The organism is Kitasatospora sp. NPDC088548 (assembly GCF_044753005.1).
Lineage (GTDB): Bacteria > Actinomycetota > Actinomycetes > Streptomycetales > Streptomycetaceae > Kitasatospora.
This window is the reverse complement of record NZ_JBIVMI010000001.1, coordinates 635,232-652,205: the sequence shown is the minus strand read 5'-3', so window position 1 is coordinate 652,205 and position 16,974 is coordinate 635,232. Positions and strand designations below refer to the sequence as shown.

At 75.6% G+C, this 16,974-nt stretch carries 14 protein-coding genes; 11 read left to right on the top strand and 3 right to left on the bottom strand.

All coding sequences use genetic code 11. From position 1 onward, the window contains the following. Positions 1-67: 67 nt before the first annotated feature. A complete protein-coding gene (locus tag ACIP82_RS02890; protein WP_400650159.1) occupies positions 68-970 on the bottom strand; it encodes a LysR substrate-binding domain-containing protein in 903 nt (300 codons plus the stop codon). Between the two features lie 200 nt (positions 971-1,170). On the opposite strand from ACIP82_RS02890, the gene ACIP82_RS02885 reads away from it, so the two are divergent. The 3 genes from ACIP82_RS02885 to ACIP82_RS02875 are packed head-to-tail and all read left to right on the top strand — an operon-like array spanning position 1,171 to position 4,019. Next, the gene (locus ACIP82_RS02885) at positions 1,171-2,058 is read left to right on the top strand and encodes a DMT family transporter (protein ID WP_400650157.1); all 888 of its coding nucleotides are present in this window, start codon (positions 1,171-1,173) and stop codon (positions 2,056-2,058) included. 9 nt (positions 2,059-2,067) lie between these two features. Next, positions 2,068-3,375 (top strand): sensor histidine kinase, encoded by a 1,308-nt coding sequence (locus ACIP82_RS02880; protein WP_400650154.1) that lies wholly within the window; start codon positions 2,068-2,070, stop codon positions 3,373-3,375. Beyond that, a complete protein-coding gene (locus ACIP82_RS02875) occupies positions 3,363-4,019 on the top strand; it encodes a response regulator (RefSeq protein ID WP_400650152.1) in 657 nt (218 codons plus the stop codon). Before ACIP82_RS02880 ends, ACIP82_RS02875 begins: the two co-directional genes overlap by 13 nt. On the opposite strand, the gene ACIP82_RS02870 is transcribed toward ACIP82_RS02875, so the two are convergent. Together ACIP82_RS02870 and ACIP82_RS02865 are read right to left on the bottom strand one after the other, a co-directional pair. After that, positions 4,001-5,170 (bottom strand): glycosyltransferase family 4 protein, encoded by a 1,170-nt coding sequence (locus ACIP82_RS02870; protein ID WP_400650342.1) that lies wholly within the window; start codon positions 5,168-5,170, stop codon positions 4,001-4,003. The two genes, ACIP82_RS02875 and ACIP82_RS02870, sit on opposite strands and share 19 nt — an antisense overlap. Continuing rightward, positions 5,077-6,564, bottom strand: coding sequence for a hypothetical protein (locus ACIP82_RS02865; RefSeq protein WP_400650149.1), 1,488 nt, complete (start codon positions 6,562-6,564; stop codon positions 5,077-5,079). Before ACIP82_RS02865 ends, ACIP82_RS02870 begins: the two co-directional genes overlap by 94 nt. Positions 6,565-6,708: 144 nt before the next feature. Between ACIP82_RS02865 and ACIP82_RS02860 the strand changes: the two genes are divergently transcribed. The 8 genes from ACIP82_RS02860 to ACIP82_RS02825 all read left to right on the top strand — a co-directional run bounded on the left by ACIP82_RS02860 (position 6,709) and on the right by ACIP82_RS02825 (position 16,877). Continuing rightward, positions 6,709-7,338, top strand: coding sequence for a TetR family transcriptional regulator (locus tag ACIP82_RS02860; protein ID WP_363604307.1), 630 nt, complete (start codon positions 6,709-6,711; stop codon positions 7,336-7,338). An 84-nt stretch (positions 7,339-7,422) separates the two neighbouring features. Beyond that, a complete protein-coding gene (locus ACIP82_RS02855) occupies positions 7,423-9,006 on the top strand; it encodes an FAD-dependent monooxygenase (protein ID WP_400650146.1) in 1,584 nt (527 codons plus the stop codon). Positions 9,007-9,195: 189 nt separating this feature from the next. Then, a complete protein-coding gene (locus ACIP82_RS02850) occupies positions 9,196-10,212 on the top strand; it encodes a GNAT family N-acetyltransferase (RefSeq protein ID WP_400650143.1) in 1,017 nt (338 codons plus the stop codon). Further along, positions 10,205-10,993 carry an aminotransferase class IV gene (locus ACIP82_RS02845; protein WP_363604312.1) on the top strand — a complete coding sequence of 263 codons (789 nt, stop codon included), beginning with the start codon at positions 10,205-10,207 and terminating at the stop codon, positions 10,991-10,993. Before ACIP82_RS02850 ends, ACIP82_RS02845 begins: the two co-directional genes overlap by 8 nt. A gap of 207 nt (positions 10,994-11,200) precedes the next feature. Then, entirely contained in the window at positions 11,201-11,995 is a 795-nt protein-coding gene (locus tag ACIP82_RS02840) for an ABC transporter ATP-binding protein (protein WP_363604314.1), read from the top strand. Continuing rightward, entirely contained in the window at positions 11,992-14,541 is a 2,550-nt protein-coding gene (locus ACIP82_RS02835; protein ID WP_400650139.1) for an FtsX-like permease family protein, read from the top strand. Before ACIP82_RS02840 ends, ACIP82_RS02835 begins: the two co-directional genes overlap by 4 nt. A gap of 264 nt (positions 14,542-14,805) precedes the next feature. Continuing rightward, positions 14,806-15,285: a hypothetical protein gene (locus ACIP82_RS02830; RefSeq protein WP_363604317.1), complete on the top strand. Its 480-nt coding sequence runs from the start codon at positions 14,806-14,808 to the stop codon at positions 15,283-15,285. After that, positions 15,282-16,877: a multicopper oxidase family protein gene (locus tag ACIP82_RS02825; RefSeq protein ID WP_400650136.1), complete on the top strand. Its 1,596-nt coding sequence runs from the start codon at positions 15,282-15,284 to the stop codon at positions 16,875-16,877. Before ACIP82_RS02830 ends, ACIP82_RS02825 begins: the two co-directional genes overlap by 4 nt. The last annotated feature ends 97 nt before the right edge of the window (positions 16,878-16,974 follow it).

Genomic DNA, 16,974 nt, shown 5'->3' with positions numbered 1-16,974 from the left:
CCGAAATCTATCGCGGCAGGTCAGCGCCCCGGTCGGGCGGGGCAGCGGTCGGCCCCCGGTCGGGCGGTCAGCCCCGCGCCGCAGGCACCCCCGCCGCCGCCCCGCGGTCACGGGCGGTGGCCAGCAGACCGGCGACGGCCGGGGACCACGGACGGCTGCCCGGGCCGGTGAGGGTGAGGGTGCGGTGGACGGCGGGGCGGAGGGGGACGAGCACGCAGTCCGGCGGCAGCATGGTGAGGGCGAGGGCGGGCATCACCGAGACGCCCACGCCCGCGTGCACCATGCCGATCAGCGTGTTGAGGTCGCGGATCCTGTGCCGGGGCGCGAACCGGGCGCCGGCCCGCCGGTACGCCTCGCGGATACGGGCCTCGCAGCCGCCCTCGGAGAGCAGGAAGTCGTCGTCCTCCAGGTCGGCCACGTCGACGGCGGGCTGCCCGGCCAGCGGATGGTCGCGGCGGAGGAGCGCGTGCATCGAGTCCGCGCCGAGCGGGATCGCCCCGGGCGGTGCCGGGTCTGCGTCGACCAGCACGGCGGCGTCGACGGTGCCGGCCTCCAGCCAGACGGCCAGTTCGTCGTCCTCGCCCTCGAAGACCCGGACGGTGACCCGGGGGTGTGCCGCCCGCCAGTCCCGCAGCAGTCCGGGCAGCAGCCCCTGGCAGACGGTGGCCGGCGCGGCCAGCCGTACCGTCCCGGTGAGGCCGCCCGAGTGCAGGGTGGCGATGGACCGGACGGCGGCGGCGGAGGCGACCGCCGTCCGGGCGTGCGGAAGGATCCGCTCGCCCAGCGCCGTCGGGCGGGCCGGGGTGCCACGGTGCAGGACGGGCGCGCCGAGGGTGCGCTCCAGCGCGGCCACCGCGTGCGAGACGGCGGACTGGCTGATCCCCAGCTCGCCCGCCGCCGCGCCGAACCCGCCCGCGTCCGCGACCGCGATCAGCGCTCTGAGCTGGGCCAGATTGACCTCCGAGGTCATGAGACTTCCTCATCTCTCCCGCACTGGAACTTGTTGGACTCATGATTCGCCCGCGCGCCACGCTCTGTCCACGCGGCCACGGCGACAAGGACAGCAGCCGCGGTGACCAGGACCACAGCCACGGCGGCGGAGACAGCAGCCGGGGCGACCGGACGGAAGAGGGCGGGTGAGGTGCGGTGCGGCGCTGGTGGCCGGGCTTTGTGGCACTGTCGGCGATCTGGGGCGCGAGCTTCGCGCTGATCAAGGTGGCCGTCGACGCGGGGGTGCCACCGCTCTGGGTGGCGTGCTGGCGGTGCGTCCTCGGGGCGGCGGCGCTCTGGGCGATCCTGGCGCTGCGCCGCGAGGCCGTCCCGCGCACTGCCGCCACCTGGGGTCATTCGGCGGTGGTCGCGGTGCTGCTCAACGCCGCGCCGTTCGTCCTCTTCTCCTACGGCGAGACCAGGGTCAGCTCCGTCCTCGCGGGCGTGATGAACGCGACCACCCCGCTGTTCACCCTGCTCTTCGCGGTCGTCACGGTGGCGGAGGAACGCCACCCGGGGCCGCGCCGACTGGTCGGCCTCGGGCTCGGCTTCGCCGGGGTGCTGACCGTCCTCGGGGTGTGGCGCGGACTCGGCGCGGGGGAGGCCGCCGGCGGTCTGCTCTGCCTGGCCGCCGCCTGCTGCTACGGCGCCGGCTTCGCCTACCTGCGCCGCCATCTCGCCGCCCGCCCCTACTCGGCGACCGCCCTCTCCGCCGTCCAGATCACCTGTGGCGGCGCCGAACTGGCCGTCGTCGCCCCCTTCGCGGCCGGCGCCCCGCACTGGCCCGGTCCCGGCCCGGCGGCCGCCCTGCTGGTGCTGGGTGTGCTCGGCACCGGCGTCGCCTACATCCTCAACCTGGGCCTGGTCCGCACCGCGGGCACCGCCGTCGCCGCCGCCGTCACCTATGTGACGCCGCTCTGGTCGACCGCCCTCGGCGCCCTCCTGCTCGCCGAACCGGTCGGCTGGAACGCCCTGGTCGGCGGCCTCGCCGTGATCGCCGCCGTCGCCCTGACCAGGCAGCCGACGGTGCCCGCCGCCCGCCGGAAGGCCCGTCAGCCGGTTGGCTAGAGTGGCCGGATGAGCGAGGAGCAGCAGCCGGTGGCCGTCTGGGCGGCGCTGCGCGCGCACCCCGGGCGCTTCCCGTTCACCGTCCGCGCGCTGCGCTGCTGGGCCTATCTGCTCAGCGGCGCGCTGCTCGGGCCAGTGGTGCTGGTGGTGCTGGCCGGGCTGCTGCTGGTGGGCCTCCCGCTGTCCGTCGTCGGCATCGGCCTGCCGGTCCTGGCCGCCCTCGTCCTGTCCGGCCTCCCGGCCGCGGCCCTGGAACGGCGCCGGCTGCGCCTGGTCGAGCCGGTGGTGGTGCCCGACCCGCACCGCCCGCTGCCCGGGGCCGGCCGCCCGGCCTGGCTGCGCACCCGGCTGCGGGAGCGCGCGACCTGGCGCGAACTCGCCCACACCGCGCTCCTCGGCACGGTGCTGAGCGCCGTCTGCCTCGGCTTCACCGCCCTGCTGCTGTTCTCCGCGGCGCTGGTCACCACCCCGGTGGTGGTGTGGGCGCTCGCCCCGGAGACCGTGATGGTCATCCCCGGCCGGGCGATCCCCGGCCCGGTCGAGGCCCTGCCCGCGACGGCCGCCGGGCTGGCCGGCCTGCTGTTCTGCGCCTACACGGGTGCGCTGCTGACGACCGCCCACGTCCTGCTCGCCCGGCTCCTGCTCGGGCCCCGGGACGAGGACCTCGGCCGCCGGGTGCTGGAACTCACCCGCTCCCGGGCCCGGCTGGTCGACGCCTTCGAGGCCGAGCGCCGCCGGATCGAACGCGATCTGCACGACGGCGCCCAGCAGCAGCTCGTCGCGCTCAGCATGACGCTGGGCCTGGCCGCCTACGAGCTGGGCGAGCGGGGCGGGCGGGGCGGCGACGACCCGGCCGCCACGCTGGTCGCCCGGGCCCGCGACGAGGCCCGGCGGGCTCTGGAGCAGCTGCGCGGCCTGGTCCGCGGCATCCACCCGCAGGTGCTCACCGACCACGGACTGGCCGCTGCCGTCGCCGAGGTCGCGCTGCGCCACCCGATCCCCGTCGAGGTCGACATCGACCTCCCGGAGCGGCTGCCCGGCCCGGTCGAGACGACGGCCTACTTCACCGTCACCGAGGCGCTCACCAACGCGGCCAAGCACAGCGGCGCCACCACGATCACCGTGCACGGCCGGGTCGAGGCCGCCCGGCTGGTCCTCCAGGTGACGGACGACGGCCGCGGCGGGGCCGACCCGGCCACCGGGGCCGGACTGCAGGGGCTGGCCGACCGGGTGGCGATCCTGAGAGGAAGACTGATGGTGACGAGTCCGATCGGCGGGCCGACCAGGCTCCGGGTGGAGGTGCCGTGCTCCGGCTAGTCATCGCCGAGGACGCGGTGCTGCTCCGCGCCGGGCTGGTCGAACTGCTCACCCGGGGCGGCCACCAGGTCGTCGCGGCCGTCGGCGACGCGGACGCGCTGGCCGCCGCCGTGGACGCGGACCGCCCGGACGTCGTCATCACCGACGTCCGGATGCCCCCGGGCTTCCACGACGAGGGCCTGCGCGCCGCCCTCGACCTGCGGGAGCGGCACCCTGGCCTGCCGGTGCTGGTGCTCTCCCAGTACGTGGCCACCCCGTACGCCACCCGGCTGCTGGGGGCGGCCGGTGCGCAGCCGGCCGGGCTCGGTTACCTGCTCAAGGACCGGGTGGGCGAGGTGGCCGACTTCCTGGACGCGCTGCGCCGGGTGGCCGCCGGGCAGACCGTGATCGACCCGGAGGTGGTCCGGGTGCTGCTCCGCCAGCAGTCGGGGGAGCGGCCGCTGGCCCGGCTGACCCCGCGGGAGCGGGAGGTGCTGACGCTGCTGGCGGAGGGGCTGAACAACCAGGCCATCGGCGGGCGGTTGAGCATCACCGAGGCCTCGGTGGTGAAGCACTGCGGCAACATCTTCATGAAGCTGGACCTCGATCCGGCCGAGGGCAACCGGCGGGTCCTCGCGGTCCTGGCTCATCTGCGCGGGGAGTGAGTGGGCGAGGCCGCCTCGCCGGTGTCCTGGGCACCCACGAAGCCCACGGAGCCTGCGGGGCCCACGGCGTCCTCGGCCTGCTCGGTCTCCTCGGGGTCGAGCAGCCGGGCCAGACGGTGTGCGGACGCCTCCCACGACCACTCCTCCTCGACCCATCGCCGCCCGGCCGCCCCCGTCCGGGCGCGCTCGGCCGCCGGTGAGCGCAGTATCCGGCCGACCGCCGCCGCGACGCCCGCAGGGCTCCGCCCGTCGACGACCGTTCCGCTCACCCCGTCGAGCACGGCGTCGGGCGCGCCGCCGGAGTCGCCCGCGACCACCGGCAGCCCGGCGGCCGCGGCCTCCAGGAAGACGATGCCCAGGCCCTCCGCCTCCAGCCCGGCCCGGCGGGTGCGGCAGGGCATCGCGAACACGTCCGCCGCCGCGTAGTACGCGGGTGTCGCCGCGTGTTCCAGGCCGCCCGCGAACACCACGGAGCCCGGCTCGGTGTGACGGCGGGCCAGCGAGCGCAGCCGCCGCTCGTCCGGGCCCCGGCCGACCAGGACCAGGACGGCACCCGGGACGGTCCGCCGGATCAGCGGCAGCGCGCGGATCAGGGTGTCCTGGCCCTTGCGGGGGACGAGCCTGGCGACGCAGAGGATCACCGGCGCGGCCGGCCGTGCGCGGGCGAGGGCGGTGTCCTCGGCGGTGCCCCCGGCCGGGCGGAACCGGGCGGCGTCCACGCCGGGGACCAGCCGTTCCAGCCGGGCCTGCGGACCGAGCGCGGGGGCGATCCGCTCGCGGGTGTACGCCCCGAGGTAGGTGACCACGTCCACGCTCCCGCCGATCCGCCGCAGCAGTCGGCGGGCCCCGGGGGTGCGCGCCCACCAGATCTCGTGGCCGTGCGTGGTGGCGACCGTCCGGCGGATCCCACCGGCCTGGCGGCGCAGTGCGGGCGTCATCGCGGCGAGCGGGGCGGCGGCGCCGAACCAGACCCGGTCGCAGTCGTGGGCGCGGGCGATCTCGGCGGCCCGCCGGGTGACCCGGCCGGTGGGCAGCAGGGTCCGGGACGGGTCGCGGATCACCGGGAAGGGGAGAGCGGCGTCGTAGCGGTCCGCGCCGGGTTCGTCCGAGGTGTAGACGACGACCTCGCCGGCGGGCAGGCGGGTGGCCAGGGCGTGGACGAAGGTCTCGATGCCGCCCTGGCGGGGCGGGAAGTCGTTGGTGACGACGAGAGTGGTGCCCATGGGATCGGTACAACCTCGGTTCGCGGGTCGACGGGGGAGTTCGGTCCGAAGGAGTTCGGCTCGAAGGGATGCGGGGCGAAGGAGTTCGGCTCGAAGGAGCGGGGAGCGGGCCGGCCGGCGGACCGGGACCGGGCCCAGACGGCGAGGGCGAGCGGCAGCGCGAGGTACCCGAACCGCCCGGCGGGGGCCAGCAGGAAGGCCAGGCAGAGCCCGAGGGCCAGCCGGTCGGCGGCGCCGACGACGTCCCGGGGCGGGCGCAGCACCAGGGACACGGCGACGGCGAGCCCGGCGAGCAGCAGCAGTGCGACGGCGGCGGACCAGCCGACGGGGCCCAGGTCCGCGAGCAGCCGCCCGGGCAGCGGGCTGCCGGCCGGGGTCGGCAGATCGCCGCGCCCGGTCGGAAAGGCGAACACCTGCCGGAGCATCGGACCGGGCGAGCGCAGCGCGCCCGGCAGGACGAGGACGGCCGTGCCGGCCACCGCGACCGCGGTTCCGCGCAGGGCCGCCCGCCGTCCCGTGGTCGCGGCCAGCAGCCCGGCGACGACCGGGAGCGCCGGCCAGGCCGTCCACTTGAGCGAACAGGCGGCGGCGAGCGCCAGGCCGGCGCCGACCGGGCGGCCCCGGGCGGCGCCGGCCAGCGCCAGGCAGCAGAGGCCGGTCATCGGCAGGTCCACCCCGCTGACGCAGAGCGGCAGCGCGACCACCGGGGAGGCGGTCAGCAGCGCGACCCCGGCCCGCCGGGGGCCCGAGGCACGCAGCAGACAGCCGAGGAACACGGCCGCGCACCAGAGGCGGGCGTCGCCCAGCAGCCGCGCCGGCCACCCCTCCACCCAGGGCAGCGCCTGCGCCCAGGGCAGGGCCTCGGACAGCGCCCGGGGCAGCCCGAAGGCGGCCATGCCCGGCAGGTACGGCGTGTACTCGGCGAGGGTGCGCGGCTCGGCCGCGTACGGGGTGCCGTCGTCGAGCAGCCGTGCCGCCGAGCGCTCGATCACGCCGACCTCGCTCTGCCCCTGCCCGGTCAGCACCAGGAGCAGCAGCGGGACGAGGACGGCCCCGCAGAGCGCGACCGCCACCGACGCCGCCCGGGCCCGCCGACGGGGCAGCACGACCACGGCGACCGCCGCGGCCAGGTAGCCGATGGCGGCGCAGACGCCCCAACTCCGGTGCGGTCCCAGCCCGGAGACGAGCGGGAGGGCCCCGGCCCAGCCGGCCGCGACCAGCCAGCCACCGCACCACAGCGCCCTGCGGCCCGAGCCGCCCCGCGCCCATGGATCCCACCGGTCCCACCGCGCCCACCGACCCTGCCGGGCTTGCTGATTCATCACCCCTTCATTGCATCGGCCCAGGTCAGCGCGGTCATGACGGTCAGGTCGAGACTTGTGGTCGGGTTTCCCCTACCACCACCCCGAAAATCTTGCCGTATCGGCAACTTTTCCATTCCGGCAAGATGGTCTACGGTGGCTGGCATGACGCAGGGGGAAGACGCCCGGATCGGGCTGCGTGAGCGCAAGAAGCGGGAGACGCGCGTCTCGCTGAGCCAGGCCACGATTCGGCTGTGCGTCGAACGCGGCTGGGACGACGTGACGGTGGAGGACATCGCCGACGCGGCCAACGTGTCCGTGCGCACGTTCCGCAACTACTTCTCCGGCAAGGCCGAGGCGATCGCGGCCGGCCACCTGGAGCGCATGCTGCGGATCGCGGACACGCTGCGCGCGCGTCCGGCCGCCGAGCCGCTGTGGGACTCGGTCCTCCACGCCGTGCTGGCCCAGTTCGCGCAGGGGGACGAAGCGGGCGCGAGGTCCGCCCAGGACCAGCGCTGGCGGGACGGACTCCGGCTGATGCTGGCCGAACCGGCACTGCAGGGCGAGGTCGTCAAGGCGAACGCGGCCGCGCAGGAGGTGCTGGCCGAGGCGGTCGCCGAGCGCACCGGCACCGACGCGGCCCGCGAGGTGTACCCGAAGCTGGTCGCCGCGGTGATCGGGGCGGGCAGTGCCGTGGCCGTGGAGCACTGCCTGCGTGCCGATCCGCCCACCCCGCTCGTCCCCGTGCTGCGCGACGTGTTCGACCGGCTCGCCGCCGGTCTTCCCACCCCGTAGGAACCCGTGCGAACCGATCAGGCCCGGCCGTCGCCGGGCCGATCCGTCCTGCCCTTTTCCGGGCCCAACAGAGAGGACGCGCCAATGACCGCCGATGTGGTCATCGTCGGAGGAGGCCCGAACGGGCTGATGCTGGCCTGTGAGCTGAGCCTGGCCGGTGTCCGGCCCGTCGTACTGGAAAGCCTGTCCGAACCCGGCGAGGAACCGAAGGCCAACGGGCTGCTCGGCCAGGTCGTCCCCATGGTCGACCGGCGGGGCCTGTACCAGCGCCTCGGCGGCGACCCGGGGCCGCCGCGGCCGAACTCCGCCTACTTCATGTTCGCCTCGCTGCCCCTGAACCTGGGCATGCTGAAGGACAGTCCGCTCCACGGCCTGCCGGTGCCGCAACGCCGCATCGTCCAGGTCCTGGAGGAACGCGCCACCGAACTCGACGTGGACATCCGGCGGGGGCACCGGGTCGTCGCCATCGCGCAGGACGACGAGGGCGTCACCGTCGACATCGACGGCCCCGACGGCGCCTACCGGCTGCGGGCCCGTTACCTGGCCGGCGCGGACGGCGCGCACAGCATCACGCGCAAGCAGGCCGCCATCGGCTTCCCCGGCGTCAGCTACGACCGGACGACCAGCCGGGCGGCCCATGCCACCGTCCCGGCGGAGTGGGTGGATCCCGCGACCGGGGCGCTGAACGTACCCGGTTACGGTGCCGTCCTGCCGTTCCTGCCGCACCGCACCGAGCAGGGAGGGTTCTCGTACGCGCCGTTCCCCGGCCACCCGCCGCTGGTCAGCACCATGGAGTGGGACCAGCCCGAGCCGGACGGGCCGATGAGCCTCGACGAACTGCGGGCGAGCGTCCGCCGGGTGCTCGGCGCCGACGTCCCGCTCGACCCGCCCGCCGGTGCGGGGCCGCATGTGCTGCGCCGGTTGTCCGGCGGCAACACACGTGTCGCCGAACGGTTCCGGGACCGCCGGATCGTTCTGGTCGGCGACGCCGCCCACGTGTACGCCGCGGGAGGCGGGCCCGGGCTCAACCTCGGCCTGCAGGACGCCGTCAACCTCGGCTGGAAGCTCGCCGCCGAGATCCGGGGCAGCGCCCCGCCCGGACTCCTGGACAGCTACGAGCCCGAGCGCCGGGAAGCCGCCCGCCGCATGGTCATGAACGCCCAGGCGCAGTCCGCGCTGATCGCACCCGGCAGCGACGTCACCGCGCTGCGGGAGCTGCTCGCCGAACTGCTCGGACACCGGGACACGGTGCAGCACCTCGCCGACCTCGTCGCCGGTACCGACGTCCGGTACGACATGGGCGGGAACGACGGGCACCCGCTGGTCGGCCGGTTCGCGCCGGACCTGGACCTGCGCACCCCGGCCGGGACGGTCCGGCTGACGGAACTCGCCAGATCCGCACGGCCCCTGCTGCTCGACCTCACCGAAGACTCCTCGGCGGCCCGGGCGATGGCGCCGTGGCGCGACCGCGTGGACATCGTCACCGCGCAACCCCAGGCCCCCGCGCCCGTGGCCACCGCCCTGCTGCTCCGCCCCGACTGCTACGTGGCGTGGGCATCCGGCTCACCCCGCCCGGACCAGGCGGGCCTGGAGGCGCTCCGGGCCGCCGCGCGGCGCTGGTTCGGCATCGCGGACGCCGAGCACGACTCCCGCCCGATGGAACGCTGACTCGCCAACCGGCGTGCATGCAGTGCTTCCTTCCTCTCGCGAACCGCATCCGTGAACCGCGCCCGTGAACCGCATCCGCAAACCGCATCGGACCGGGGCATCCGGCCCGTTGGCATTCGTATCCGACCCTGACGCTCGGTGTCCAGTGAATTACGTTCGGCGACCGGAGCTCGCTATCGTGGGCGTGTGGTGAGGTCCTGGGATGCGGCGGTGGAGCGGGCGCAGGAGCGGCTGGGGGCGGTGGCCCGGCTGCGACCGGTGGCGTCCGGCGATGACGGGCGGCGGTTCGCCCGGTGGGACTTGGCGTCCCTGGCCGAGGGGGAGTCGGGCGAACCGGTGGACCCGGACGCGCTGACCCCGCCGGCCGAGCGGCGGCTGCGCGAACGGCTGGGCGAGAGCGGCCGGGAGTGGCCGTGCGGCGAGCTGTACCGCCGCCGCTACTGGGTGCTGGGCCGGGACGGCGAGCCCGTCGGCACGGTGGCGGTGGACAACTGGACCAGGGGGCCGGGCCAGTTGGCCGTCTCCTCGCTCTACCTCCGCCCGGGGGCGCGCGGCCTGGGCCTCGCCGGGGAGACCCTCGCCGAGGTGTACCGGGCGGCGACCGCCGAAGGCCTGCCCGGCTACCGCCTGGAGGCGCACTGGACCTGGCAGCACGCCGTCCGCTACTACCTCCGGCGCGGCCTCTGGGTGGTCTCCTGGAAGCACGCGATCGGCTTCGCCCGGATGCCCCAACTCCCGCCCTACCGGGTACGGGAGGAGGGCGGGCGGCTGCTGTTCCTGGTCGCCGACCGCCCGCACGACCCGCCCGACCCGCAGGACCCGGACGACCCACCCGGCCCGGACGTCCGGAGCGAAGCCCCGCACGGCACCCTCCACTCCTGGACCCCACTGCTCGCCGCCGGCCGGGAGGGCCGCTGGCTGCGGCTCGACGAGACGGCCGCCTACCGCCAGGCGGACGGCTGGGTGCGCGGCTACGCCCGCACCACGCTCGCCCTCCATCTCGCCCTCGCCGGCCACCCGCTGGTGCGCGGACCGCAGTGGTGGGCGGAGGCGTGGCGCTGGTCCGACACCGGCGAACCGGAGGGCCTCGCGTACAAGATCGAGCACTTCGAGCAGCTCGCCCGGGACGGCGGCCGACGGGTCGTCACCCCCTACCGCCCGGTGGTCACCGCGTCCCGGCGGCTGGGAGACTCGGGGGATGGCTGAGATCGAGATCGACGGGGAGCCGGCCGACGCCGGGCAGGTCGCCGCGCTGGGGCTGCTGAACTACGGGCACTTCACCACGGTGCGCGCCGAGGCCGGCCGGGTCCGCGGCCTGGGCCTGCACCTTGACCGGCTGGTCCGGGACGCCCGGGTGCTGTTCGCCGCCGACCTGGACCGCTGCCTGCTCCGCGACCGGATCCGCCGGGTGCTCCCGGCGGACGGCGCCCCGGCGATCGTCCGGGTCACCGTCTTCGACCCGGCCCTGGGTCTGGAGCGTCCGGGCGCGCCCGCCGCGCCCCGCCTGCTGGTCACCACCCGCCCGGCCCCGACGGCGGCGCCCGGCCCGCTGCGCGTCCGCACGACGGCGTACACCCGCGAACTGCCGGAGGTGAAGCACGTCGGCCTGTTCGGCCTGATCCGCCACCGCCGGCTGGCCCAACTCGATGGCTACGACGACGCGTTGCTGGTCGACGCCGACGGCCGGGTGACCGAGGGGGCCACCTGGAACATCGGCTTCCACGACGGCCGGCGACTGGTCTGGCCGGACGGTCCGAGCCTGCGCGGCGTCACCGCCGCCCTGCTGGCCCGCGCCCACCGCGGCCCACAGCTGCGCGAGCGGGTCGAGGCGGCCGGGCTGGACCGCTTCGAGGCGGCCTTCGCCGTCAACGCGGGCGTCGGCGTCCGCCCGATCGCCGCGATCGACGGTACGCGCTTCGATCCCGCCCACCCCGCCCTCGCCGAGCTGCGCGCCGGGTACGAGCGGATCGACGGCGAGGAGGTCTGAGCCCGGGACCACGTCCGGCCCCGGAGCCGGCCCCGGAGCCGGTCCGGTGCCGGCTCCCGCGCCGGTCCCGGCGGCAGGTCCGGTCGCAGGGTGGGTGGGGATAACCCCACCCTTCTCTCGCCAGCGGCCTGCATGGTGTGGACCATGCGCCATTCCTAGGGTGGAACACGTCGACGACCTGCGACGATCACCGAAGGAAGGCCCACCATGGCACCCCGCCACGACCGTTCACAGACCGATCAGTACGGGCGTCCCGCCCAGGCCGCGATCGAACTCCGGACGGTGCGGCGCAGCTACGGCCGCGGCAACGAGACCGTGCACGCCCTGCGCGGCATCGACCTCGCGCTCGGCCACGGCACCTTCACGGCGGTCATGGGCCCCTCGGGCTCCGGCAAGAGCACCTTCCTGCAGTGCGCGGCCGGCCTGGACCGCCCCACCTCCGGTGATGTGTACCTCGGCGGCGAGGAGATCTCCCGGCTGAGCGAGAACCGGCTCACCAAGCTGCGCCGCAGCCGGATCGGCTTCGTCTTCCAGTCCTTCAACCTGCTGCCCTCGCTGACCGTGCTGCAGAACGTGCTGCTCCCGCAGCGCCTGGCCGGTGAGCGCCAGGACCGCCGCCGCGCCCAGGAGCTGCTGGCCCAGGTCGGTCTCGGCGAGCACGCCGGCCGCCGCCCCGGCCAGCTCTCCGGTGGACAGCAGCAGCGCGTCGCGATCGCCCGCGCGCTGATCACCCGCCCGGACGTGGTCTTCGCCGACGAGCCGACCGGCGCGCTGGACACCCGCACCGCCCACGAGGTGCTCGGCCTGCTCCGTCACGCCGTGGACACCATGGGCGCGACCGTGGTCATGGTGACCCACGACCCGGTGGCCGCCTCGGTCGCCGACCGGGTCGTCTTCCTGGCCGACGGCGCCCTGGTGGACGAGCTGTACCGCCCCGACCCGAAGACGGTCGCGGACCGGATGGTCACCCTGACCGCCCGCCCGGTGGGAATCGCGGCATGAGCAACGGACTCGCGCGCGCCTCGGTGCGCTTCAGGCCCGCCTCCTTCGTGGGCACCTTCCTCGCCCTGCTGCTCGGCGCGGCCGTCATCATGGCCTGCGGCACCCTGCTGCAGACCGGCATCACCGCGAGCGTCCCGCCGGTGCGGTACGCGGGCACGCCGGTGGTCGTCGCCGCCGAGTCGACCGTCTCCTTCACCCACAAGGTGGGCGAGGACACCGAGACCGAGGAGCAGGCCGTCCCCGAGCGGGCCCGGGTGGACGCCGCGCTCGCCGGGCGGATCGCCGCCCAGCCCGGTGTCGCGGCCGCCCGCCCCGACACCGCCTTCCCGATCACGGCCGGTCAGGGCGGGGCCGACAGCGCCGCCGCGGCCAACCCCGCCCTGACCGGCCGCGCCTTCGCGGCGCTGGGTATCGCCGGCAACGGCGACAAGCTGGTCGAGGGCCGCGCGCCCGGCGCGGGCGAGGTCGTCCTGGACGCCGACACCGCGCACGCCGCCCACCTCGCGCCCGGTGCCACCCTCACGCTCACCGCGCCCGGCGGCGCCGGCGGCTACCGGATCTCCGGCCTCGCCGCCCCGCAGAGCGCCGGCCCCACCGCCTGGTTCGCCGACGCCGCCGCCGGGCAGCTCTCCGGCCACCCCGGCCGGGTGGACGCGATCGCCGTCCAGCCGCGCGAGGGCGTGGACGCCAAGACCCTCGCCGCCCAGGTCCGCCAGGCCGTCGGCGGTGATGCCAAGGTGCTGACCGGCGACGACCGCGGCACCGTCGAGCAGCCCGAGCTCACCGAGAGCCGCACCATGCTGACCGCCCTCGGCGGCTCCTTCGGCGGCACCGCCACCATGACCGCGGTCTTCGTGGTGATGAGCACCGTCGCCCTGGCCACCGGCCAGCGCGCCCGTGAGTTCGCGCTGCTGCGCGCCATCGGCGCCACCCCGCGCCAGATCCGCCGCACCATCGCCACCGAGGCGATGCTGGTGGCGCCCGTCGCCGGCGCCCTCGGCATCCTCCCCGGACTGGCCCTGGCCCACTGGTGGTTCGGCGAGATGGTGACGCGCGGCGCCGTTCCCGAGGACGTCTCGCTGAGCGTGGGCCCGATCCCGATGCTCGCCGCCGTGGGCACCTGCAGCCTGGCCGCCCTGCTCGCCGGCTTCCTGGCCTCCCGCCGCCCGTCCCGGATGCGGCCCAGCCAGGCCCTCGGCGAGGCCGCGATCGAGCCCGGCGGCCTGGGCAGGGTGCGGACCGTCATCGGGCTGGTCTTCACGGCCGGCGCCGTGGTGCTCTCCGTCGTCGCCTCGACCCTGGACGGCAGCGACGCCGCCAACACCGCGCTCGGCGTCGTGATGTGCTTCCTGATGGCCGTCGCCCTGCTCGGCCCCTTGGTGGCCCGGATCGCCGCGGGCGTGCTCGGCGCCCCGCTGCGGGCCGGTGGCGCCCCCGGCTCGCTGGCCGCCGACAACACCCGGGCCAACGCCCGCCGGCTGGCCTCCGCGATCACGCCGATCGTCATGGTCACCGCCTTCTGCGGCACCCTGCTGTTCATCCAGACCACCATCAGCCACGCCACCGGTGAGCAGGTGCGCACCGGCATCACCGCCGACCACGTGGTCGGCCCGACCGGCCCCGGCCTGCCGGCCACCACCGCCGGCCAGGTGGCCGGGGTGCCCGGCGTGGACGCCGCCGTCGGCGTGCTGCACACCGGCGCCGTCTACCGCGCCGGCCAGGTCCTGGCCACCGCCACCGCGCTGGGCGTCAACGGCGACCCGGCGAAGCTGCCCCGGGTGCTGGACCTCGGGGTGAAGAGCGGTTCGCTGGCCGACCTCGGCCGCTCCGCGGACACGGTCGCCCTGGACGCGGGCCTCGCCGACACGCTCGGCGTCAAGGTCGGCGGGCGCGCTCCGCTCTGGCTCGGGGACGGCACCAAGGTCCAGCCGACGGTGGTCGCCACCTACGAGCGCGGCCTCGCCTTCGGCCAGGTACTGCTGCCCCGCGCGGCCGTCGCCGAACACGTCACCGCCGGGTACGACAGCCAGGTGCTGGTCGCCGACGCCCCCGGCGCGGACCGGGCCGCGGTCGCGGCGAAGCTGGCGGGCCTCGCCGGCACCACCGTCACCGACCGGGCCGGCTACGCCGCGCAGGCCGACCGCGCGCAGGAGCTCAGTGCCTGGGCCAACACCGTGATGGCGGGCGTGCTGGGCGGCTTCGCGGCCGTCACCGCCGCCAACACCCTGGTGATGACGGTGCTGGACCGGCGCCGCGAGGTGGCGCTGCTGCGCCTGGCCGGCACCACCCGGCGGCAGGTGCGCGGCATGATGCGCTGGGAGGCGCTGCTGGTCGCCGCGACGGGCCTGGTGCTCGGCGGCGCGATCGCCTGGATCACGCTGCTGCCGATCGCCCGCGGTATCGCCGGCGTCGCCCCGCACATCCCGGCCGGCATCGCCCTGCCCCTGGCCGTCGGGGCCGTGCTGCTCTGCCTCGGTTCGACCGGCCTGCCGGTCCGGGCCCTGCTGCGGACCCGACCGGTGGAGGCCGGCGGCGGTCGCCAGTAGCGGAGGGCGGGAGTTCGACGACCGGCCCTAGGCCGAACGGGCGGTGCGCGGCGGCGCACCGCCCGTCCGGGTGACAAACCTGCCGCAACCAGGCGCAATGGGGTGTCCGAAGACGTCACAATCGTTGATTGACAACGGCCGTGACGTGATGTCAGTTACGCCCTCCGTCGCGCCGTCCGGCGGTTTCCGGCCCGGCCCGCTCCTCGGGCCGCCGGCCGCCCCGACCGGCGCGTTCCCGCCCCGCCGAGCAGAGAGAAGCCCGACATGAGCAGTCCTCCCGCGGCCCCCGCGCCCCGCTGGCCGCTGATCCTGCTGCGCACCACCGCGACCTCGCTGGCGGCCCTCGGCCTCCTGCAGACCATGCTGGCCGGCAGCTTCCTCAACGGCACGTACGAGTCGCTCAAGGACCACGAGGTCGCCGCGATGACCCTCGCCACCGTGGTGATCGGCCAGTTCGCCGTCGCGGCGCTGGTCCGCTGGGTCGGCCGCGGGCCGCTCTGGCCACTGTGGACGACGGCGCTCCTGGCGGTGGCGGTCACCGGCCAGACCTTCGCCGGGTACGAGCGCGAGGTGGGCGCCCATGTGACGCTCGGCGTGCTGCTGGTCAGCGCTCTCTTCTTCGGCGCGGTCGGCGCCTGGCGGGCGCCGCTGCCGGCCCGCGCGGACGTGGCGGCCGAGCCGGACGGCGGGGACGGCACCGGGCGGCTGCCCCGGCCCGGCGGACCAGTCGAGGTGGCCAAGTGAATCGCCGCCGGTTCCTGGGCCTCGGCTCGGCGGCGGTCGGCGCGGGCGCGCTGACGGCCGTCGCCGTCCCCGCGGCGGCCCGGATGTTCCGCAAGGGCAGCCCCGGCCGGCTGCTGAGCAGTGAGGTGGACCTGCCGGAGCCGTTCCGGCTGCCGCTGCCGGTGCCGCCGGTGCTGGCACCGGTCCGCACGGAGGGCACCACCGACTTCTACGAGATCACCCAGCAGGTCGCCAAGCTGGAGATCCTGCCCGGTCTGCGGACGGACGTCTGGACGTACGGCGGTATCTTTCCCGGGCCGACCCTGTCGGTCCGGGCCGGCCGGCGGACGGCGGTGCTCCACCGCAACCAACTGCCGGTGCCGACCACGGTCCACCTGCACGGCGGCCACACCCCGGCGGACAGCGACGGCTACGCGATCGACCTGACCCTGCCGGCCGGGGCCACCGGCTCCCGTGGCGCGGGCGGTATGGCGGGGATGCCGGGCATGGAGCGGTACGCCGACGACCCCGCCGACACCCCGCTCGGCAACACCTCGAACGGCGAGCGGACCTACACCTATCCCGGCAAGCAGCGGGCGGCCACGCTCTGGTACCACGACCACCGGATGGGCTTCACCGGCCTCGCCATCTGGAGCGGCCTGATCGGATTCCACCTGATCCACGACGAGGAGGAGGACGCGCTGCCACTGCCGCGCGGTGAACGCGACCTCCCGCTGATGCTCGTCGACCGCTCGTTCGGGGAGGACGGCGCCTTCCGCTACCCGACCGTCGACGCCGAGCGCCTTGTCCCCGGCGTCAGAGCCGGTTACATGAACGGGGTGCTCGGCGACGTCATCCTGGTCAACGGCGCGCCCTGGCCACGGCACCCGGTGGACCGGGCGCGCTACCGGCTGCGCCTGCTGAATGCCTCCAACGCCCGCGTGTACCGCCTCGAACTGGACCCGCAGCCGCCCGGCGGCGACGCGCTGGTGCAGATCGGCGGCGACGGCGGTCTGCTGGAGGCCCCACGGGCGCACGATGTCGTGGACATCGCTCCGGCCGAGCGCTTCGACCTCGTCGTCGACTTCTCGCGCTTCGAGCCGGGGACGTCGGTGCGCCTGATGAACCGTTTCGGCACCGGCTCGGCGAGGGAGGTGATGCGGTTCGACGTGTCCTCCCGTACCGTCTCGGACGACTCGAGGGTGCCCGAGCGGCTCTCCACCATCGAGTGGCTCGACCCCGCGGACGCCGTCATTACCCGGAACTTCCGCTTCCGCCTCAGCAAGGGCGACGGCTGGACCATCAACAAACGGCTCTACCTGCCCGGCCGGGCGCTGGCCCGGCCGACCCTCGGCGCCGTGGAGCGCTGGCGGTTCTTCAGCGACCTGCACCACCCCGTCCACGTGCACCTGAACCAGTTCCAGGTGCTCTCGCGCAACGGCTCCGACCCGGGCCCGTACGACGCCGGGTGGAAGGACACGGTGGACCTGCGGTCGGCCGAGGCGGTGGAGGTACTGGTGCGCTTCACCGACTACCCGGGGACGTACATGATGCACTGCCACAACCTGGAGCACGAGGACATGGCGATGATGGCGGACTTCGTCGTGGAGTAGGGACCACGGTCCCACCCCCGTCGATCCCTCTTCTGAATTCACCCGTTCGGCTGAGCGCGGGTGGGCGTGTCGCACGCCCGCCCGCGCTTCGACATGC